The following is a 21,064-nucleotide window of genomic DNA, read 5'->3' on the forward strand; positions in this document are numbered from 1 at the left end:
TTACAAGAAAACAGCTTAAGTAAGCTATTTTCCCTTTTTCAATCTGCCCCCCTAAAAAACGGGTAGTTGAAAAAGGAAAAATGCGATAACTTTTAACAATATTAATAGGAATTAATCATAGAATTCAAAGAGGGAAGATATTGATTCATAACTAATAATTACCATATGTATAAAATAAGAAGGATAAAAATAATAGGGGTAACTCGGCTAAGCGTCAATCTGGTTACTGATAATATTGAAAAGATAAGGCGCGAATATGCTGATATTTATAATGTAAAACTGTGTGATGTGAAATTTGTATATGATGAGGTTTGATTTTGAATATATTTGATTTTTAATTGAGTTAATTTGAATAAAATTTATATATTGCTATTGATATTGTATTTTAAATCTAAAATTTATGCTTATGAAAAAATTATTACTGTTGTTAGTGCTGTTCAGTTTGTATTCTTTGGGATTATTCTCTCAAGAAATGACAGGTATATCAGGTTCATCTAGTGTATCTCCACTATATCCGGGAACTTATAGATTATTTTTTGATTCGCCTTTGGCAGAAACAACCACAATAACTATAGTTTCAAACTATGGAAAGATTAATGGTAAGAATAGTTCTACAATGACGGATGTAACAGTTTATTCTGGTTCTACCTCATATAATTTTGAAGTTTATTGGCCTGAGACAAACGCTACAGATGGTTATATTATCGCATATAAAAAGGGGCAGGTAGGCAAAACCGTTGAATTAAAAGGGATAAAGATTAATAAGGATGGCACCACAGATGGTAGTTCCAGTAATACTAGTAAAGATAAGATGCCGGAATCTTATTCATGTCCTCAAAATGTATATGCAGGCGATATATTTACATTAGGATATAAAAATAAAGGTATACCATTTAAAATAATTGATTATTCTTATGATGCTTCTCTTTTTGAAATTGTATCAAAGACGGATGAAGTGATAACCTTTAGGGCTAAGCAACTATTAGGTACCATGAGAGGACAAATAAGTATAGAAATTAAAACTACAATGGGTTTTGCTCTTTACTATTACTTAAGAAAAACAACATGGGGTTTTCCAGTTACTGGGTCACCATATATAGTCGCAATAAATAACACAGTATGTACGGGCAATGATGTCTTATATAAAATTGAAAATCTAGAAGGCTCTGCAACTTGGGAAGCTAAAACAAATCTGTCGTTAGTTAATACAGATGCTATTGGTTGGAGGGCAACCTTTAAGCCATTAGGTAACGGAACTTCCACAGCTAAAGCTACAGTTAAACATCCGAATGGTAAAATTTATTCATTAGAAAACTCAAGTGTTTGGGTTGGGGCACCCCAATTTAAAGCAACTTTAAATTATCCTGGAACCGCATTGCCTAGAAAAGATTCCTATTACGTTCCCTATCTTGCGTCTTATGGCGTATCTGCAGATATGAATGGTGCTACATCGTATAAATGGTATGATATGCCAAGGGTTGTGACGTATTCGTCCCCCGATCATGCGGGTATAAGCAGTACAGATGATGTGGCGAGCTTTTATGTGATTGGTACTAATCAATGTGGTACATTGAGGCGCAATTTTAAAATATATGCATCTCAAACTGAATTTCAGCCTAATTTACGTAGCTTAAGTGAAGATGTTATCGAAGAACCATCCACCGCTTCCATCCGTATCTACTCCCTCACAACAGGATCGGTAGTATATACAGAGAAGAACATAATGAATTTCAATATAGAAAATACAGGACTAAAGAAAGGTATCTATGTATTGGAAAAGACAGACGGAGAAGGAAATGTGACACGTATCAAGGTAGCTAAGCAATAAACTATCTCTTATTATATTACTTAAAAGTCCTGCTAGTCAGGACTTTTTTGTTTTCTGGATATTAAAAATAGACCTTGCAGATAGATGGTGTATTGTAATGTAGAAATTTAAATTTATATTTGCTGCCAATAAACGAACTTGCACAGTTATGATCAAAAATACACATACTTACTCCATTCGTGTCCTGTATATACTCACGCTATTCCTTTTGTGTACAACATTTGTTCAGGCACAAAAGAAAAGTTCATCGAAGAAAAAAGCCGAAGTTATAGTAGAGAAGATAGATACCATAGAGGCTAAAAAAAAGCCACTAAGTAAAGCCCCGGTTGCCCCGTTTCGCGATACGATATTCTATGTTTATGGCAATATAGGTTCATTTACTTCCGACCAACGTGCAGAAGCTATCTCGAAACGAATTGTGGAGCTGGAGGAAGATCATAAATATACCGAAGATTCTCTTAAACTGGTAGAGCATAACGGTACAATCAATATCTTGTACAACAATCAGATAATAGCCAGTATAGATACCATACAGGCCGAGCAGCAGTCCAGATCTAAAATAGATGTTGCCCAAGAGTACAGGGCGCAGATTATCAGTGCTATAGATAATCATCGGGAAGAGACGAGCTGGCAGCGCATTGCCATTCAGGTGGTGGGCGTTATGCTGATTCTCGTTGCCGAATATTTCCTGGTCAAACTCATCTACTATGCCATCAGGCGATTGAAGATATTTGTACGCATGCAACGCGATAAGAGAATCAAAGGATTGTTTGGTATCATAGATGCGCAGCGTGAGGTACAGGTGCTTGTGATAGTGTGCAACATACTGCGATCGCTACTTATTTTGGTGTCGCTCTACTTGTGTGTATTACTTCTGTTCAAATTGTTTCCCGATACCAAGGATATTTCAGACCGTTTGCTCGACTATGTTGTATCGCCATTCAAGTCGATAATAAAGAGCGTGATAGATTACATGCCTAAACTGTTCACTATAATTGTCATAGTTGTTATATTCAAATACACGCAGAAATTTCTGCGTTCTATTGCCGATAAAATAGCAGAAGGGAAAATTACGCTAAAAAGTTTTTATCCCGATTGGGCACGTCCGACCTACAACATAATTAAGGTTATACTAATTATATTCATGTTTATCCTTATTTTCCCTTATCTGCCGAAATCCGATTCTAATATTTTTCAGGGAGTTTCGGTTTTTGCCGGGATTATTTTGTCGCTGGGTTCTACGTCCATTATCGGTAATCTTGTCGCAGGTCTGGTTATTACTTATATGCGTCCGTTCAAATTGGGCGACCGTATCAAAATGGGCGATTGCGTAGGTAATGTGATTGAAAAAACGGCTTTAGTGACCCGCATAAAAACACCAAAGAATGAGGTGATAACAATACCTAACTCTACAGTGATGTCTTCGCAAACAGTAAATTATAGTTTCTCGGCTAAAGAATATGGTCTTATATTATACACCCCTGTAACTATCGGTTACGATGTCCCTTGGCAAAAGGTACATGAGTTGTTGCTGGAGGTAGCACAGCGAACCGATAACCTATCGAAAAAACAGAAGCCATTTATTCTGCAAACGGCATTGAATGATTTCTATGTAGAATATCAATTAAATGTGTATATCAAAGAAGCGAATATGATGCCTAGGGTTTATTCCGATATCAGACAAAATGTTCAGGATGTGTTTGCGGAAGCCGGTATAGAGGTAATGTCTCCACATTATATAATCAATCGTGCAGTGGATGGTACAGATAGTACAATTCCTCCTGTGAAAGGGAAAGATATTCACGAATAATTCATCAGAAAGATAATCATCTCTAATCAATATTTATTAAATGCCTTGATCTTGTATCAGGGCATTTTTTTGTTCGTCTATATTTTTAACCGCATAGCCGTACTCTGTCATCCCGAACTGAAAGGAGGGATCTTGTAGCTATTGAGGCTATTGGTCAATAGCTAGCAACTAGCAGCTTATTTCGGAGCAGATCCCTCCTTTCAGTTCGGGATGACAGAGAGAACGGCAGGTAACTGTAACTCATAACCTATCATTTTTCGCCGAGTTTATCTATATAGTAAAAGACTATATGGATGCAATAACTATACTAATAGGCTTTGTGTTAATTCTTGCTTCAAGCCTTTATTGGAGTTCAATTCTTTCCTTACGCTTGCCCGAAATCAGTCGGTTTTTCGATCGGAAACCTTTCAGTTGTCGACCCTGTTTAACTTTCCACTTCACATGGTTCCTATCTTTTCTTTTTGCTCTGGCCGCTTGGTCGATCGAAATATTTGTAGTCGGGCTGGTTGCTGCATTTATAATATTCTTTACAGTTAAATATATTGATAATAAAAAAGTAGTAAAATGAATCAAGACATCAAACTAGAAAACGAAGTAAAGCAACTTATCTCAGAAGTAGAGAAAACACACCGTTACTCAATGAGTCGTATTTATAAATTATACAATCAGGTTTTTGGTACAACAGAGCAACCTCAATCGTGTGCCAGTTGTTTGATACGCAAAGTGAAGCAATTGCGAATATGGCTTGCAGCACAACCCGAAAATGGAACAGGAATAGAAGAGAATAAATCTAGAAAGCGTACTAAAAAGACCAGTAATGATTAAGTAGTATGGCAAAAATAAAGAAAAAATATTATATGAATCGTGGCAAGAAAGGGCAGGAGCAGACCTATGATTCGCCCGATAAACTCATGCTCAAAGCCTATGAATACTTTGCATGGTGTGACGAACATCCGTTGAATAAAAGTGAGTTGATGAAGTCGGGCGATCGTAAAGGTGACGTGATCGATGTCCCCATTGGTCGTCCATACACCCTAGTCGGATTATGTGTCTATTGTGGGATAAGCGAAGGATCGTTCAAAACTCTCGGTGCAGAAGATGATTTTGCGACCGTAGTGAAGCATATTTGTGATATTATCAGGCAAGAACAGATAGAGGGTGCAAGTCTGGGTATTTATAATGCAACCATCATATCACGCATGCAAGGGCTTAACGATAAGCAAGAACAGTCTGCTAATGGCAAGCAAATGCTGACAGTGAACATTGCCAGCCAAAAAACAAAAGATGAAATAGAATATCTTAAGAACTGGTTGTCTGACGAATGATTATGTAAATTATATAATAGAAAATGCAGATTGTTAGATAAACAGTCTGCATTTTTATTGTATGGATTGGAGATTTAGCTAGATTGCTATTCAACTTCTACAAACATCTTATCGAAGTTAATTGTCACTTTGTCGAATAATGTGACAAAGCTCATACCTAAAGAACCATCTTCTTTTCCCTGTTTTATAAATACGGGATCAATGTTTACTCTTATATTGTTCAATCGGAAATCTTTATTCCCTACGTGTAGAGAAATGCTTGGTAATTTGTATATATCGATTGTTTTAACACCTCCGAAGCCACCTGATATTTTCGATTCTTTATGACCCGTTCTTTCCACTTCGTCCTTGTGTTTTTGATAATAAGTATAATGTAGATCCGATTCGATGTTTCCTGTGTCGAACTGCATTATCATTCGTTCGGTATTCGAATAGGTTTTTAGTAATACCTGATTCGAAAGGAACAGTATATTCCGCCCACTTTCGGGTAAAGGTGTTTGTTCGAGGGGGAAAATGATTTTCTTCTCTTTAGGTAATATTCGGACTTCGCCCGCAGCCGTCATTATCCCCAATCCTAGTACTGCATCAACTTTATAAATACTATCTACTGCCGAAACCGCAGGAGCGATGATTGCCGTCAGGTTTTTGTATGTCATATTTCCAATGCTTATACTATCTATTAACCCCATTTTGCCCAATCGTGTGCCTGTTCCCGAAATCTGAAGCGAATCATATATTATTTTCACATGATGCCTGTTCGCAAAATCTTCTGATATAAATGCACCTCCGGGACAGCCCGTATCGAAAATAAATCGTTCATTTTCACCATTTATCGCCACCGGAACAAAAAGTGTAGTACCCATTGGTGTGCCTTCGTATTCGAATGGCTCTAGTTCAATATCAATTATGCAATCACTATCGAGACGGATAAGTTCGCTTTTGGGAATATTGCGCATCGCTTTGTTTATCCGGTCTAACTGCCGATAGTTATTTAATGTTGCCGAATCGATATAAGGTTCTATACTTGCTATGAAGTTGCTTAACTCATCGTCTGCTCTAATATATTCTCCCTGACCTGATAATAATTGATTCTTCCACGATAGCATAGTCTGTACATTGTCGAAGCCAATTTCTTGCTGATGATATTGTATAAGCGAATCGATGGATGCGAAAGCCTTCTGTGGACGATTGAAAACGGCATTCAACAACGATTCGGAAAAGGTTTTGAGCACCGGACTCTGTATGCTGTCTTTCAATAAAGTATACTGCTCGTCGAGCGTAAAGAAATCACTGTTGTTGAGGCATGCCGCAATTTTTTCGTCAGGGCTTTGAGCATGCAGAACAATACTAGAAAAGAAAAGGATAAATAGCGGCAGAATCTTTTTCATATTAGCTGTGTATTAGAAGCAGATAAGTCAATTTTATTAGGGCGTAAGTTAAAAAATAAATATGGGATATACGTGAGTAAATTTATTTTTATTCGTGAGTGTATTTTGTATATAATTTAGCTTAACATGAAAAAAGAGAGGGTGTGTCATAAGTGATTTTTCGTATCATTCTGTCATTCTGAACGGAGTGAAGAACCTCTCAATCAAGAGTCGGGATTCTTCACTCCGTTCAGAATGACAAAAGAGAATAACAATTTGACGGTATTGTTTTATTTACAACACACCCTCTTAAGATAAAATATGTTCTATTATTTATATGCCGGATAGTAGATTCTTACATATTTGGTTTCGCCATTGATTAGATAAAACGCCAATTCTACATATGTAGTAGATGTATGGGTTCTTGCCCAGTCTCTCATCTCTTCGGCATAAATCGAAATCCTTATATCTTTCGATGTGGTTCCTGAAATAGATACATTGCATAAAGGAGGTGCACTGACATTGGCCACTGTTGTAGGGAAGGTAACATTAAATTGACCCGATGCAGAACTGTTGTAATCGAACGTGAAAGATGCATAATAAGGATTGATAACTTGTTGGGTTTCTTTTACCTCTGTGGTATGTGCACTGTTACCTAAAGATACGGCAACGAATAGAGTAAGCAAAAAAAAATTTTTCTTCATGATTATTAAAATTATTGGTTATTAAATAGTGTGATGTTTATAAATTTTAACAATGATGCGTGTGTGAAAGTTTCTTGAGGGTAGTGTATTTTTATATGTTATAAAACACAACAGTGTTGGATGCCTTTCGCTATGCGAAACAGTACATCTCTAGGTTTTGGTAAATATCAATTAGTCGTAGTTTTTTCTATCCGCTACAATCACTTATTTCTCTATATCTAAATACTCTCTTCCATCCCTCGTGTTGAGCCATCCCTCCTGTCCCGATGGTAGCGTAAATCGGATAAAGTCGCCAGTTTTCTTTTTGTCAAGTTTCAGGTAGCGGGCTTCGGTTGTTTTGGGATAGAACCCGATTAAATTGTCTTTATATAATAAGTGTTCACCGCCTTCGTGACTGGGATAAGTCTCTATATTGTCGAAAATAACAGGCACTCGTTCTTTTAGGCTGAAGGTCTTATTATCCTTGTTTACTATAATAGTTGATAAGCCATATTTGCCATCTTTTTCGACAATGAGTCCTTCGGTAATTAATTCCGAATAATCTTCGAAGTCGGCACCTCCCCAAATTGAATCTTTACCTATAAAATATAGTTTATCTATCGAGACATTTTTGATGGTGAGTTTAGTTATTTCTTGATTTGCAAATCTTATCAGTTGATAATCATCTTTATCTTTTATTAGTTGATAGCCTAAAAGCGAAAGTCCGGGAGGTATTAAATCACGCTCCCAAGGTATTATAGTTGCATCTTTTTTCAGATTTTGTCCCACAATCCATATATGTTCATTATTTGCTATTCCTTCTACAATATTGGGAGAAAAAGTGTGAATATTTAGATAGGCTGCTTGCAGATTGTTTACAACAATGGTATCAAGAAAAGTATTGAATACTGTAGCTCTTCCGTTTTTCTCCGTAATTATATGCTGTGTGCCGATTTGTATACTATCGTAAGTTTGCGGTAAGACACGAGCATTAAATTTATTTAAGAGGGTATATCCTTCATCTGTTCGTTTTATTTTATAATTCAGTTTTTCTCCGATATTTATATTAGCCAGAAGCGTTTCTTTATCTTTATCCGTGATTTTTTCTGGTTTTAAATTTCTTATTTTCTGGTCGTTGTATCCTGATCTTGTTAGGGCGACAAGTTCATTGCCATGGGGAACTATATACTCGGGATCTTCGTCCAAAAGTTTTATAATATATTTATCGCCTAGCTTCATATAATAGTAAGCCGACCGATTTACATCAGATAATTTCCAAATGCGCTTAGGTCTGTCAGACTCGTTTCTTAGGTCTTCCTCGAATTGGTATTTGCAAATGGCAAAATAATCTTTATTGAATTTCATCAATTCGATTCGTGTATCTTTGTCTTTGTAAACAATATACTTCTTAGTATCAAACAATTTTTCGAACTCTTTCGGTTCGATTTTTTTTATGTTTCTAGTGTATATGGGAAAAGTCGTTTCGGGATTTTCTTCCCATGTTTCACGATAATCTACTTCCCATTCGTATCCTTCGGCTTTCTCGTTATTCAATTTGAACATTATTTCGAGTAAATCATATGTATCGTCACTCTTATAATAGAATTTGCCATTATCTAAGTCAAATAAATCGACAGGTCCCGCATCTACTACTATCTGAGCCACAGCAGGACGCACGGAGATAATAAGAAAGAAGAGAAGAATTGCGTTAAGGTTAATCTTCATTGTTTTGTTTTTCATTTGAGACAATAAATATACTTATTTATGCTTGTTTGTAGGATAATATGGAGAGTAAAGATTTAATCAGATTTTCAATTACAGAGTAACATGGACTATAAACTAGCTTCCCCAACCCCTCCCAAGGAGGGGCTCTGTATGCCCTCTCTGCATTCCTCCCCTTGGGGGAGGTTAGGAGGGGCTATCGTTTCGGGATGACAGAGGGAATGGCAGGTAGCTGTAACTCATAACTTATCATTCATAACTCATAATTATTCTAAACACCTTCTTTGCATTCCTCCCTTTGGGGGAGGTTAGGAGGGGCTATCGTTTCGGGATGACAGAGGGAATGGCAGGTAGCTGTAACTCATAACTTATCATTCATAACTCATAATTATTCTAAACACCTTCTTTGCATTCCTCCCTTTGGGGGAGGTTAGGTAGGGCTTTCGTTTCGGGATGACAAAGTATTATCTCAGATATTATAAAATAATATAAATCTAAAATAGTCTCCTTTACTTTTCATAACTTAGTACCTTACACAAAAATAGAGATAATGACAACAAACAAAATAAAACTCAGCGTACTCGATCAGTCACCCATCCGAAAAGGAGGTACTGCCACAGAAGCATTACAGGAAACAACCCAGTTGGCGCAATTGACCGACAAACTGGGCTACACTCGTTTCTGGGTATCTGAGCATCACAATACACGTGCCCTTGCAGGCTCTGCGCCCGAAATACTGATAGCGCATCTTGCCAACCATACAACGAATATACGTGTAGGATCGGGTGGTATTATGTTGCCCAACCATAGTGCATTGAAGATGGCTGAAAATTTCAAACTGCTCGAAGCTCTGTTTCCCAACAGAATAGATATGGGCATTGGTCGTGCTCCGGGAACAGACCGATTGACAGCTTCGTTGCTTAACCCAAGCAACCAATTCAATCCGCAGGATTTTATAAATCAGCTTTACGATCTCGAAAACTTCTTTCACGATGCCGATGGAGCGGGTACGGTTTATCAGAAAGTAAAAGCCGAACCGCACATATCTACCGTGCCGTCTCAATGGTTGCTGACCTCTAGCGGCGAAAGTGCTATGTTTGCAGCTCATTTCGGTATGGCAGTATCGTTTGCTCATTTCATCAATCCGGTAGGAGGGCGCGATGCAGTTGAGGAATACAGGGCTGAGTTCGAACCATCTGCTGATCTGAAATATCCGAAGGCGAATGTGGCAGTATTTGCTTTTTGCAACGAAGACGAAGAAAAGGCACACCGCCAACAAGCACTTATGGACTATCGTTTCATACAACTGGAAACTGGAGGTAGTTTGGCACCCATAACCTATGACGAGATAAAAGATATATCATATTCCAATTACGAAAAGCAGCGTATAGAAGTAAATCGTCGCCGTACCATTAGTGGAACACCCGAACAAGTGAAGCCTAAAATAGAAGCATTAGCTGCTCACTACGGTGTAGATGAGGTGATGCTTGTTACCTATACCGAAACAATAGAGGATAAGATGCACTCTTACGAATTGTTTGCCGAAATGTTTGGTTTATAATGTTGTTAACTACTCTATTATGAAGAATGTCAATCGTGTAATTATTTTATTGATAACAGCCTTCATAGGCTTTTCCTCTACTGTTTATAGCCAGAAAAAAGTAGAGAGCGAGGATGCGTTAAATAAAGACAGTGTTTATGTTGTAGTAGAGCAGATGCCAGTTTTTCCCGGAGGAGATATGGAGATGCATAAGTTTATAAGTGAGAATTTAAAATACCCTGTTGTTCCCGAAGAGGAAGCAATAATCGGTTCGGCTTCGGTACGTTTTGTTGTAAGTAAGACAGGCGAAGTGAAGGATGTAAAAGGTCTCCGTCATGCCGATTCTGCATTGGCAAAAGAATTGGCTAGAGTAATAAAGCTAATGCCACGTTGGATACCCGGAAAACAAAATGGAGAGAATGTCGATGTCTATTTTACGCTTCCTATACATATCAATCTGAAAAAATAGAAAGAGATTAGGTTTTTTTAGGTTTATTTCTCAATGAATATCTCCTCAAACAAAGCCTTCATTCTCCTCTTCACTTCTTCCATATCGAGTTTATATCCCAGCTCTTTTTCCATCGAAGTAACCCCTTTATCTACAAATCCGCATGGATTAATCAGATTAAAGTAGCTCAGGTCGGTATTTACGTTGAGTGCAAGTCCGTGCATCGTCACGTATCGGCTACTGCGCACACCGATTGCCGCAATTTTTCGCGTGCGTTGAGGTTCGCTTACATCAAGCCATACACCGGCTGCACCGGGAAGTCGTTCGGCTTGGATATTATACGAAGCAAGAAGCTTGATTATGATTTCCTCTATGTTACATATATATTGCCTTAGTCCGATTTTGTAAGATTCGAGATCAAAGATCGGATAAGCTACCAATTGTCCCGGACCATGATAGGTGATATCACCTCCGCGATCTATTTGGAAAAGTGCAACACCTTTTTCTTTTAGAAAACGTTCGTTGAAAAGTAAATTCTCTTCCTTACCATGTTTTCCAATTGTGATGGTATGAGGGTGTTCGCAGAATAGGAGTGTGTTGATAGTAGGTAAATTGTTGTTTTTCAATTCTATATCCTTTGTGAATAATCTTTGCTGATATTCCCATGCACTGCCGTATTCGATGTCTTTCAGATCCTCGTAAATCATATTGAATTGTCTTTATAGTTTAACTTTTCCCGGATTTTTATTGATGAAGTCTTTCCAACTGGTAAACTTCTTATCGAGAGCCGGGTTGTTTGTTTGGAAGAAATGGCAAACCGCAGCAGCTAATCCATCAGTCGCGTCCATCTCTTTGAGCATGTTCTCATCGGGTATTTTCAGAAAGTTTTGCAACATATAGGCAACTTGTTCTTTAGCAGCCTTTCCGTTTCCGGTAATCGACATCTTAATTTTCAACGGGGCATATTCAAAAATAGGAATATCGCGCGACAGTGCAGCAGCCATAGCTACCCCTTGCGCACGACCCAGCTTGAGCATACTTTGTACATTTTTTCCGAAAAAGGGAGCTTCAATAGCCAGCTCGTCGGGTAGAAATTCATCGATTAGTGTAATTATACGCTCAAAGATGCGGCGAAGCTTCAAATAATGGTCGTCGTTCTTGTTCAGTTTCAAGATACCCATTGCCAGCATTTCGGGCTTGTTATTCACCACACGTAAGACACCGTACCCCATCACCTGTGTGCCGGGGTCAATACCTAATATTATGCGTTCCTTTTGTATCATTCTTTCATAATTCTATTTCTTCGAGCAAGGTCATAAAGCCTAATGCCTTATTGCCAAACTTTGCAGTCAGCTCTTTCTGTAATTCTTGTCCGTCGGCAGAGAGCCAATGGTTGAGGGTTTCTACATTCTTTATTTTGAATTGTAACGAAAAACTTGTGCCACCCTCTTCGTGTTGGTGATGTATGCGCGAAAAACATGGTGCATGTAAGAATCCGCTAGTTTGGGCACGGGGTACGTATATTTCTTTCATGAAGCGAAGATAAGCGTCTTTTATATCGTCGTCCACATGAAATGTTGTATTGAAAATAATCATGAGTAAGTCTTTTTGTATTTGTAGCAAAAGTACGAAAAGTTTAGCAGAGCTTTTGCGTAGGTTGAGTTATTTAAATGAAAAATGGATATGACCAGTTGACAGAAATAATATTTAAAACATAGAGTGCCAAAAGGTGTAATGATACCCGTCTTGGTCATTACTCTTTTCTCTTTTGTCATCCCGATACGAAAGCTCCTTCTAACCTCCCCCAAGTGGAGGAATGCAAAGATAGTGTTTGGAATAATTATGAGTTATGAATGATAAGTTATGAGTTGCAGCTACCTGCCATTCCCTCTGTCATCCCGATACGCAGTGAGGGATCTACTCTAAAATAAGCTACTAGCTATTGTCTTAACATCAAGAGACAATAGATCCCTCACTGCGTATCGGGATGACAGAGGCGAGCATTTAGTAGGGGGCTGCCTTGGCCAGGGGTTGGGGAGGCTAGACAGATTCTTCACTACGTTTCGGAATGACAAAAGATCAATAGAGAATATCTGGCGGGCTGGGTCGAGACAATTTTTATGTATTAATTATTATAGAGTGAAACTACTGAACAACATGAGTGTTTCGTTGTTTTTATCTTATCATATTATCACTTTGATTCACAGGTTTGTATAATGTGTAAACGATATAATATTTGTATATGAATAAGAATAGGTTAGAAGCCTTTAGTGATGGTGTGATGGCGATTATCATAACCATTATGGTTTTGGAATTAAAAGTTCCGCATGGTACAGAATTGAAAGATATACAGCCCCTTGTCCCTACATTCTTTGCTTATGTTTTGAGTTTTATTTATGTGGGTATTTATTGGAATAATCATCATCATTTGTTTCAATCGGTAAGCCATGTAAATGGTGCTATTCTCTGGGCAAATCTCTTTCTACTGTTTTGCCTTTCGCTGTTACCTTTTGCTACGGGTTGGATGGGCGAAAATCATTTAGACGAATTACCTGTATTCCTATATGGTTTGGTCTTATTTATGGCATGTATCGCGTGGTGGATACTGGTCGAAATTATCATTAGAGAAAAAAGCAATAGCAAAACTGCCGAAAAACTGAAATGCGATCCGAAGATAAGAGAGTCGGCAGCTATATATTTAGTAGCTACCATAGTAGCTTTGTTCTTTCCTATTGTCAGTTGTGTGATTTATGCTCTGGTTGCTTTGCTCTGGTTTATTCCCGATAAGAGGATGGAGAAAGCGGTGAAGGAAGTGAGCGGTGAGGAAGAATAAGATAGATATAACAATATGAAAAAAGTGGGCATACATTTAAGTATGCTCACTTTGTCATTTTGCGATCAGGATTTTTATTGTCTTGTTATTTGATTTGACGATCTTCTATATATTTTTCAACAGCAGTTTTTATTTCTGCTTGTTTCTTAGAGTCGGCTACAAGTTCATAGATTGGTATCATTCTGTCTAGTCGCATATCAACAAGTGAAGCATTTTCGCTTGTTAAAGATTTAAACCATTCGTAGTAATTGAGCTTCGTAAATTCTTTTTGTAGGTTATATGTTCCGCAAGCTATACTGTTATCTCCTCCTTGGCTCACAACATGTGCTATCGGTAGCTTATTCTGGTTGACAAGTTCCTTAATGCCGCTGTCACTATCGCTATTAAAAAGACTTATGCCCAATTGGCTTGCAGCGTAAAAAGACCCTGCTCTAACTATTCTTTCTTTATCACCCGAATTATCATTGATTTTCGATCTGTATATCATGTCAAAACGTCCACCCACAGAATATTCATTTATGACATGTGTACCATATTTTTCGACAATCTTATTTGCGGAGAGTGATGATATATCCTTAGCAAATGACTCTGTTATATATGAAATCAATAGCAGAGGATTGTGATATAGATAAAAACTTTCCGTAATGACGTATGTGTGAGTACTCGCATAAGAATATGTAGAGAGGGTTTCATCATCTCTTAAATCAAAATTTTTATTATCCAGAATGGTTCCACTAAAAGCTGCAACATTACCGTTTATTTCATTCCAGTAGCTATTGCTCGAAATACTAGTCAAGTGTTTTATATATTCCGACGACGTAGTCCCTATTGCAGAATGGCTGTAGCTGGCTGGGCTTGTAGCATGGCCATATCCGTCCGGATTTTCATTTATGTACTTATCAAAATCAATAACAGCTTCTCTTGTCGATTCCTCACTGATATATGTACCTGTTATATCATAACCTTTTCCAAGTAATATTTCATTTGTAGCAACTTTTCTTTCTAGGGGTGTATAAGCCGCCATAGGGTTTATTTCCTCTATTTCTTCCAGCTCAGTTTGTGGATTTGGATCATCGTCGTCCGAACAACTGAATAAGCCGAAGCTGAGTAGTAGTGAAAGTAGTAATAGTGTTTTTTTCATAATGTGTTTATCTGTATTAATAGTCTTGATTCAATGGTTGGTCTTCAATGTACTCTAAAAGTTCAACCTTAAACAAATATAATATAAAATGTAATTGTATAGTGTCTTTTCTACAAAATAAAATAGCCTGCACTCATCGAATGCAGGCTATTTTTATAATTAAAGATCAGATATAATTAATATCCTCTGATTGCTTTTACTCCAGGAAGTACTTTTCCTTCGATGAACTCAAGTAGAGCACCACCACCGGTAGATACATAAGATACTTGGTCAGCCAATCCGAACTTGTTAACACAAGCCACAGAGTCGCCACCACCTACTAATGAGAACGCACCTGCTTTAGTCGAAGCTGCAATAGCTTTAGCTACTACTTCAGAACCGTGAGCGAAGTTGTCGAATTCGAATACGCCTACAGGGCCATTCCAAAGAATAGTTTTAGATGCCATGATAACATCAGAAAATTCTTTTTCGCCTTTAGGACCAACATCGAAACCAGCCCATCCGTCAGGAATTGCATTAGCTTCTGCAAATTGAGTGTTAGCATCGTTGCTGAATTTGTCGCCAAGTTTAGCATCGCTCGCCAAAACAAGGTTCACACCATTTTTTTCAGCTTTAGCCATAATTTCTTTAGCCAGTTCTAGCTTGTCGTCTTCACAAAGTGAATTACCGATTTTACCGCCTTTAGCTTTTTCGAATGTAAATGCCATACCACCACCGATGATAAGGTTGTCTACTTTATCCAACAGATTTTCGATAATATCGATTTTAGACGATACTTTCGATCCGCCGATGATCGCTGTAAACGGACGAGCAGGATCTTTCATGATTTTCTCTACTGCGTCTACTTCTTGTTGAAGCAAGTATCCGAACATTTTGTGATTTGCATCAAATTCGTCAGCAATAAGAGCTGTAGAAGCATGTGCACGGTGAGCAGTTCCGAAAGCGTCGTTTACATAAACATCAGCATAAGAAGCTAAAGTTTTAGTAAATTCTTTTTGGCTTTCTTTGATTGCTTTTTTAGCAGTAGCTTTAACCTCGTCGCTTGCATCTTCTGCCAATCCGCGTGGTTTGCCTTCTTCTTCAGCATAGAAACGAAGATTTTCAAGCAATAGAGCTTCGCCCGGTTGAAGAGCAGCAGCTTTCATTGCAGCTTCTTCGCTCGCGCAGTCGCTTGCAAATTGTACATCAACACCCAACAATTTAGATACGTGAGCAAGGATGTGTTTCAATGAATATTTATCTTCCACACCTTTAGGACGACCAAGGTGAGAAGCAATGATCGGGCTACCGCCATCAGCGATAATCTTTTTAAGTGTAGGCATTGCCGCACGGATACGAGTGTCGTCGGTGATGTTGAATTGTGCATCTAAAGGCACATTGAAGTCAACTCTTACGAATGCTTTCTTTCCAGAAAAGTCGAATTTGTCAATTGTAATCATAATTTTTTATAATTAAATATTATAATGAATGTTTCTTATTGTCAAAGCTTTAGGTGCTCGCTGCCTCTTTTTGTAAAGAGAGGTACAAATATACAAAATTATGTGTTAGATAATTGAAGCGAAAATTAATTTTAATGAATTTAAGAACTATAGCGGATTATAAGCTTGTTAAGCAAGCATATAATTACTTTTTTCGACTGTTTTACAGTCTGTAATTTTGACAAGACTATTCAGTTTTAAAGAAATTTATGTTACTTCGCAACTATATATTTACGGAGAGTGGCATTCTCCGAATGCAGAAGCACAAACACTGAGATGGTAAATAGCCATTTTAATTACACAATATATAAATTATAATATAGAGAAATGAAGCGAATTATTCTAACAATCTGCCTCTTATCTGTCATTTGTTCTTGCTCGTCACAAAATGTAAATAAAGATAATGGGCTCTTGGAATTTTATACAATAAATATGGATTCTGAAAAAGAATTTATGCAGGAGTCTCTGGCTCAGATGGAGCGGAGAGGTGTGATCGATAAAGCTCAATCCGAACTCGTTCTTAATTGTCTGGTTGCTGATTGGCAAAGTATCGCCGAAAATAAAATAGCTCTGACTTGCGAAGAACTGGATTTGAAGGCAGCTAATACATTAGAAAAGTTGCAGGGAGTAAGAGCCACTGTTGATTTCTATGAGTTGATGACAACGGAATATGCGGGTATCACAACCGAAAACAGCATGAAAGATGGAGATGATTCGTGCAACCCGAATATCGTTATTTGGGAGTGGTGGCAAGCCAATCAGACATTCGACGATAAGATATATGAAATGCGCAGACGGTTGGAAGATATGCAGACACGTGCGGCAGGTTCGAGATCGCAAGATGCTGTAAATCAGTCTAAAGAAATTGCGGCAGAGGTGAATAAAGATATAGACATACTGCAACATAGCGAATCGTCGGATATAGCCGGAATAGTTGAAATAGTAGAAGCCGCCATAGCAAAGTATCGCGGAAGACAGGATATTGATGAATCTATATTGCTGGATATCGGTTATGTTTACAATCTTATGGCTAGTTCCAAAGGATTGGATATGAGTTCCGAGACAATGGATTGGGCAAGCGGATTGAAATAAATATGAATTTATGGTAAAGGACGTTTTATCTCGGATTATGATATTAAGAACGATAATACAATTATTATTTGTATTGCTGCTTACGGTTGGTTTATTATCTTGTACGTCAGATGCTAATAAGAATTCTCAGTTGAATACAACTGAAACAGATACCGAACTCGTTGAGGATACCCTCTCATTCGATGAGTTGAGGTCGGCAGTAACAGAGCGTTTCGATGTAATGCTTAAGTTAAGAGTATTATCAAGCCGAAATGTTGAGACTCTGAAAACGATTATACTCAACGATATAGAGATTTATTCTAATAGTTCGCAAAGCAAGGCACAATTGATCGAACTTACCCGATACAGTCTCAATCAGATGAATGGCGTTCCCCTGAATGCCGGAGACCGTGAATTTATAGTAGATGTCTATTATCATCTTTCACTACATGCAGGTATAGATATTGCTGATATACTCGATGAATGGTTGGGTGGAGATGGATTGGCAGAAATTGAGAAAGATAGGAAAAATATTAAATGATGAATACTTCCTTATCCTTAAACATTTTTAACGCCCAAATATACCATTTCAAATTTAACATTTCTATTTTTGTGTTGCTTATAGAAAAAAGGAATAATAACAAAATAATAATAACTAAATAGAACAAATAGTATGGCGCAAGTTGATATTCGCGAATTGACTGAGAGAATACAAAGTAAAAGCACTTTCGTTGGAGCCCTCACAATGGGTATGGATAAGGTGATTGTAGGTCAGAAACACCTTGTAGAATCTCTATTGATAGGACTATTAGCCGACGGACATATCCTTCTCGAAGGGGTGCCCGGATTGGCGAAGACATTGGCTATAAAAAGCCTGGCATCACTTATCGATGCAAAATACAGCCGTATACAGTTTACTCCCGACTTGTTACCAGCCGATGTGGTGGGAACAATGATTTACAGCCAGAAGAACGAGGAGTTCATTGTAAAACACGGTCCTGTGTTCTCTAACTTCGTATTGGCGGATGAAATAAACCGTGCTCCGGCAAAGGTACAAAGTGCCTTGCTCGAAGCCATGCAAGAGCGTCAGGTTACTATTGGCGAAAAAACATACAAACTTCCTGCTCCATTCCTTGTAATGGCAACCCAGAATCCTATCGAACAAGAAGGTACATATCCGTTGCCCGAAGCACAGGTAGACCGTTTTATGTTGAAGGTTGTAATTAATTACCCGAAGAAAGCCGAAGAGCAATTAATTCTTCGTCAAAATCTGATGGGTGCTTACGAAACACTAAGACCGGTAATGACTGCCGACGAAATTATCGAAGCTCGTAAAGTAGTGCATGATGTTTACTTAGATGAGAAAATCGAAAAATATATTGTAGATATCGTATTTGCAACACGTTTCCCTGAAGATAACGGATTAACATCGTTGAAAGGTATGATCGGATTCGGAGCATCGCCACGTGCATCTATCAGTTTGGCATTGGCATCGCGTGCGTATGCGTTCATCAAAGGTCGCGGATATGTTATCCCTGAAGATATACGTGCAGTATGTCACGATGTAATGCGTCACCGTATCGGTCTTACTTACGAAGCTGAAGCGAATAATACTACTTCGGACGAGATCATCAGCGAAATATTGAATAAGATAGAAGTACCTTGATTAGCCCCTCCTGACCTCCCCCAAGGGGAGGGATGCAGAGAGGATGTAATGTTAATATAGATGAATTGATATAGACGAAGTAATTATTTTGCGCTAGCAAAGCCCCTCCTTGGGAGGGGTTGGGGAGGCTCTAACTGATTTAAAGAATGGAAACAAGCGAACTATTAAAGAAAGTACGCCGTATAGAAATAAAGACCCGTGGATTGTCGGCAAATATATTTGCAGGACAGTATCACTCAGCCTTCAAGGGTAGGGGGATGGCTTTCTCCGAGGTACGCGAATACCAGTACGGAGACGATATTCGCGATATCGACTGGAATGTAACCGCTCGCTACAATCGCCCTTATATAAAGGTGTTTGAAGAAGAACGGGAACTGACCGTTATGCTTTTGGTCGATGTGTCGGCTAGTCAGGATTTCGGTACACGCAATACTATCAAACGCGATATAGTAACCGAAATGGCTGCGACGCTGGCATTTTCGGCTATTCAAAATAACGATAAGATAGGTGTGATCTTCTTTTCGGATATGATAGAGAAATTTATTCCGCCCAAAAAAGGTAAGAAACACATTTTGTATATCATCCGCGAGCTGATCAATTTCGAGGCACGGAGTACAAAGACCGATCTGAATATGGCATTGAAATATCTGACCAATGTCATTAAGAAACGTTGTACGACCTTTATGATCTCCGACTTTGTCGATAACGGAAACTATGATAATGCACTTACCATCGCCAACCGTAAACACGATATAGTAGCATTGCAGGTATACGATCATTTCGAATCGGAATTGCCGAATGTAGGGCTGATGAAAGTGCTCGATGCCGAAACCGGTGCCGAAGAATGGATAGATACCTCGTCGAAAAAAGTAAGACAGACGTATAAAGACTGGTGGATGAAACGACAAGATTCGATGCAGAATATATTCAACCGCAGTCGTGTCGATAGTGTATCGGTACGTACCGACGAAGATTATGTGAAAGCGATGCTGGCACTATTTAAAAAGAGAAGTTGATAATTAGCAAATGAGAAAATTTGCCGATTTGCTAATTTACCAATCTACTAATTTACTAATTAGATTATGTTGAAAATAAAGAATTACATACTGTTTGGTGTACTATGTTTTCTGAGCATTTCTGTTTCCGCACAGAAGTCGACCGTCAGGGTGACCGTCGAGCCGTCAGATATCTTGATAGGCGATCAGGCAGTTATTAATTTAGAGGTAATCTCACCTAAAGGGCGTAATATTATATTCCCTGTTTATGCCGATACACTGATCAAAGGTATCGAGGTGTTGAAGATGGAAAAGGTCGATACTACCCTGACCGAGGTGATGACTCTCAGCCAGAAGTACATCATTACATCGTTCGACTCTACGCTCTATCACGTTCCCTATATGGAAGTTATAGACGGTGTGGATACAATTCGCTCAAACGACTTCGGATTGAAGGTGACCTCTCCCCAGCTATCAGATTCTACGATGGCATATCTGGAGATGCTGAAAAACCACGAAACAGATTCGATAGACTTTGTTAAACTTCAGATATCGGATATCAAAGATGTACAAAGCCCTAAATTTGTTTGGCAAGACTATTTGTCCGATTTCCTTATTCCGTTTCTTATATTGATTGCAATAGGCGCAATAGGATTGGCGATTTATTTCTTTACAAGGAAAAAGAAAAAAGGATACTTCTTCACACCTAAAGTGGTGCTTCCGCCCCATGTGGTAGCATTGCAGGGTCTCGATAAGTTGAAGGCGAAAAAGCTAAGTCAGAAAGGTATGGAGAAAGAATACTATACCGAACTTACGGATATTGTACGTCTCTACATCGATCAGCGATTTGGTATCAATGCACCTGAGATGATAACCGAAGATATTATAGAAGCAGTGCACAGATCGACAGATGCAAGTTCACCCGAAAATAGCTTAAGCCAGATTCTAAGACTTGCCGACCTTGTGAAGTTCGCTAAATATAATCCGCTACCCGACGAAAATGATTTGAGTTTGGTAAATGCTTATCTGTTTGTTAATCAGACTAAGATAGAAGAAGTGACACCTGTCGGTCAGCAACCCGCAAAAGGTGATGCAGCCGTAGCGCCGACTTTGCCTGTCGATAACAACAATACACCAAATAGCTAAAAGAAAAAGAA

At 38.3% G+C, this 21,064-nt stretch carries 22 protein-coding genes; 14 read left to right on the top strand and 8 right to left on the bottom strand.

The features are described 5' to 3' along the window. Nucleotides 1–165: 165 nt before the first annotated feature. The 6 genes from G7Y56_RS05160 to G7Y56_RS05185 all read left to right on the top strand — a co-directional run bounded on the left by G7Y56_RS05160 (nucleotide 166) and on the right by G7Y56_RS05185 (nucleotide 4,963). Nucleotides 166–315, top strand: coding sequence for a hypothetical protein (locus G7Y56_RS05160; RefSeq protein ID WP_165041654.1), 150 nt, complete (start codon nucleotides 166–168; stop codon nucleotides 313–315). A 91-nt stretch (nucleotides 316–406) separates the two neighbouring features. Next, nucleotides 407–1,828 (top strand): T9SS type A sorting domain-containing protein, encoded by a 1,422-nt coding sequence (locus tag G7Y56_RS05165; protein WP_165041656.1) that lies wholly within the window; start codon nucleotides 407–409, stop codon nucleotides 1,826–1,828. Nucleotides 1,829–1,976: 148 nt separating this feature from the next. Next, nucleotides 1,977–3,638 (top strand): mechanosensitive ion channel family protein, encoded by a 1,662-nt coding sequence (locus G7Y56_RS05170; RefSeq protein WP_165041658.1) that lies wholly within the window; start codon nucleotides 1,977–1,979, stop codon nucleotides 3,636–3,638. A 289-nt stretch (nucleotides 3,639–3,927) separates the two neighbouring features. Further along, nucleotides 3,928–4,206 (top strand): hypothetical protein, encoded by a 279-nt coding sequence (locus G7Y56_RS05175; RefSeq protein ID WP_165041660.1) that lies wholly within the window; start codon nucleotides 3,928–3,930, stop codon nucleotides 4,204–4,206. Next, nucleotides 4,203–4,463, top strand: coding sequence for a hypothetical protein (locus G7Y56_RS05180; protein ID WP_185153983.1), 261 nt, complete (start codon nucleotides 4,203–4,205; stop codon nucleotides 4,461–4,463). The genes G7Y56_RS05175 and G7Y56_RS05180 overlap by 4 nt, the downstream gene beginning before the upstream one ends. A gap of 5 nt (nucleotides 4,464–4,468) precedes the next feature. Next, a complete protein-coding gene (locus tag G7Y56_RS05185; RefSeq protein ID WP_165041662.1) occupies nucleotides 4,469–4,963 on the top strand; it encodes a terminase small subunit in 495 nt (164 codons plus the stop codon). An 86-nt stretch (nucleotides 4,964–5,049) separates the two neighbouring features. On the opposite strand, the gene G7Y56_RS05190 is transcribed toward G7Y56_RS05185, so the two are convergent. From G7Y56_RS05190 to G7Y56_RS05200, 3 genes are all read right to left on the bottom strand, one after another. Continuing rightward, nucleotides 5,050–6,351: a retropepsin-like aspartic protease gene (locus G7Y56_RS05190; protein ID WP_165041664.1), complete on the bottom strand. Its 1,302-nt coding sequence runs from the start codon at nucleotides 6,349–6,351 to the stop codon at nucleotides 5,050–5,052. Between the two features lie 308 nt (nucleotides 6,352–6,659). Continuing rightward, complete coding sequence (locus G7Y56_RS05195; protein ID WP_165041666.1) at nucleotides 6,660–7,034, bottom strand: hypothetical protein; 375 nt, start codon at nucleotides 7,032–7,034, stop codon at nucleotides 6,660–6,662. Nucleotides 7,035–7,238: 204 nt separating this feature from the next. Further along, nucleotides 7,239–8,738: a hypothetical protein gene (locus G7Y56_RS05200; protein WP_165041668.1), complete on the bottom strand. Its 1,500-nt coding sequence runs from the start codon at nucleotides 8,736–8,738 to the stop codon at nucleotides 7,239–7,241. Between the two features lie 547 nt (nucleotides 8,739–9,285). Here G7Y56_RS05200 and G7Y56_RS05205 point away from each other — a divergent pair. Then, nucleotides 9,286–10,296, top strand: coding sequence for an LLM class flavin-dependent oxidoreductase (locus G7Y56_RS05205; RefSeq protein WP_165041670.1), 1,011 nt, complete (start codon nucleotides 9,286–9,288; stop codon nucleotides 10,294–10,296). A gap of 19 nt (nucleotides 10,297–10,315) precedes the next feature. After that, nucleotides 10,316–10,744, top strand: coding sequence for an energy transducer TonB (locus tag G7Y56_RS05210; protein WP_165041672.1), 429 nt, complete (start codon nucleotides 10,316–10,318; stop codon nucleotides 10,742–10,744). Between the two features lie 23 nt (nucleotides 10,745–10,767). Here G7Y56_RS05210 and lipB read toward each other — a convergent pair whose 3' ends face one another. From lipB to G7Y56_RS05225, 3 genes are read right to left on the bottom strand one after another with little or no spacing between them, the layout of a single operon-like run. After that, the gene (lipB, locus tag G7Y56_RS05215; protein WP_165041674.1) at nucleotides 10,768–11,430 is read right to left on the bottom strand and encodes a lipoyl(octanoyl) transferase LipB; all 663 of its coding nucleotides are present in this window, start codon (nucleotides 11,428–11,430) and stop codon (nucleotides 10,768–10,770) included. Between the two features lie 12 nt (nucleotides 11,431–11,442). Further along, entirely contained in the window at nucleotides 11,443–12,006 is a 564-nt protein-coding gene (ruvC, locus tag G7Y56_RS05220) for a crossover junction endodeoxyribonuclease RuvC (protein ID WP_165022270.1), read from the bottom strand. A gap of 4 nt (nucleotides 12,007–12,010) precedes the next feature. Further along, nucleotides 12,011–12,319 (bottom strand): DUF4286 family protein, encoded by a 309-nt coding sequence (locus G7Y56_RS05225; protein ID WP_165022273.1) that lies wholly within the window; start codon nucleotides 12,317–12,319, stop codon nucleotides 12,011–12,013. 646 nt (nucleotides 12,320–12,965) lie between these two features. On the opposite strand from G7Y56_RS05225, the gene G7Y56_RS05230 reads away from it, so the two are divergent. After that, nucleotides 12,966–13,556 (top strand): TMEM175 family protein, encoded by a 591-nt coding sequence (locus tag G7Y56_RS05230; RefSeq protein ID WP_165022276.1) that lies wholly within the window; start codon nucleotides 12,966–12,968, stop codon nucleotides 13,554–13,556. Nucleotides 13,557–13,641: 85 nt separating this feature from the next. On the opposite strand, the gene G7Y56_RS05235 is transcribed toward G7Y56_RS05230, so the two are convergent. Both G7Y56_RS05235 and pgk read right to left on the bottom strand, forming a co-directional pair. Beyond that, nucleotides 13,642–14,697, bottom strand: a complete 1,056-nt coding sequence (locus tag G7Y56_RS05235) for an MAC/perforin domain-containing protein (protein ID WP_165041677.1) — start codon at nucleotides 14,695–14,697, stop codon at nucleotides 13,642–13,644. 176 nt (nucleotides 14,698–14,873) lie between these two features. Then, nucleotides 14,874–16,136, bottom strand: a complete 1,263-nt coding sequence (gene pgk / locus G7Y56_RS05240) for a phosphoglycerate kinase (RefSeq protein WP_165022284.1) — start codon at nucleotides 16,134–16,136, stop codon at nucleotides 14,874–14,876. Nucleotides 16,137–16,502: 366 nt separating this feature from the next. Here pgk and G7Y56_RS05245 point away from each other — a divergent pair, with 366 nt between their 5' ends. The 5 genes from G7Y56_RS05245 (at nucleotide 16,503) to G7Y56_RS05265 (ending at nucleotide 21,053) form a co-directional block, all read left to right on the top strand. Continuing rightward, nucleotides 16,503–17,267: a hypothetical protein gene (locus G7Y56_RS05245; RefSeq protein ID WP_165041679.1), complete on the top strand. Its 765-nt coding sequence runs from the start codon at nucleotides 16,503–16,505 to the stop codon at nucleotides 17,265–17,267. Nucleotides 17,268–17,304: 37 nt separating this feature from the next. After that, nucleotides 17,305–17,787: a hypothetical protein gene (locus G7Y56_RS05250; RefSeq protein WP_165041681.1), complete on the top strand. Its 483-nt coding sequence runs from the start codon at nucleotides 17,305–17,307 to the stop codon at nucleotides 17,785–17,787. 132 nt (nucleotides 17,788–17,919) lie between these two features. Continuing rightward, nucleotides 17,920–18,912 carry a MoxR family ATPase gene (locus G7Y56_RS05255; RefSeq protein WP_165022292.1) on the top strand — a complete coding sequence of 331 codons (993 nt, stop codon included), beginning with the start codon at nucleotides 17,920–17,922 and terminating at the stop codon, nucleotides 18,910–18,912. A gap of 146 nt (nucleotides 18,913–19,058) precedes the next feature. Next, on the top strand, nucleotides 19,059–19,928 hold the full coding sequence (locus G7Y56_RS05260) for a DUF58 domain-containing protein (protein WP_165022295.1): 870 nt from the start codon (nucleotides 19,059–19,061) through the stop codon (nucleotides 19,926–19,928). A gap of 66 nt (nucleotides 19,929–19,994) precedes the next feature. Further along, nucleotides 19,995–21,053: a hypothetical protein gene (locus tag G7Y56_RS05265; protein ID WP_255498649.1), complete on the top strand. Its 1,059-nt coding sequence runs from the start codon at nucleotides 19,995–19,997 to the stop codon at nucleotides 21,051–21,053. The last annotated feature ends 11 nt before the right edge of the window (nucleotides 21,054–21,064 follow it).

Origin of the sequence: Dysgonomonas sp. ZJ709, assembly GCF_011039195.1 — a bacterium.
Classification (GTDB): domain Bacteria; phylum Bacteroidota; class Bacteroidia; order Bacteroidales; family Dysgonomonadaceae; genus Dysgonomonas.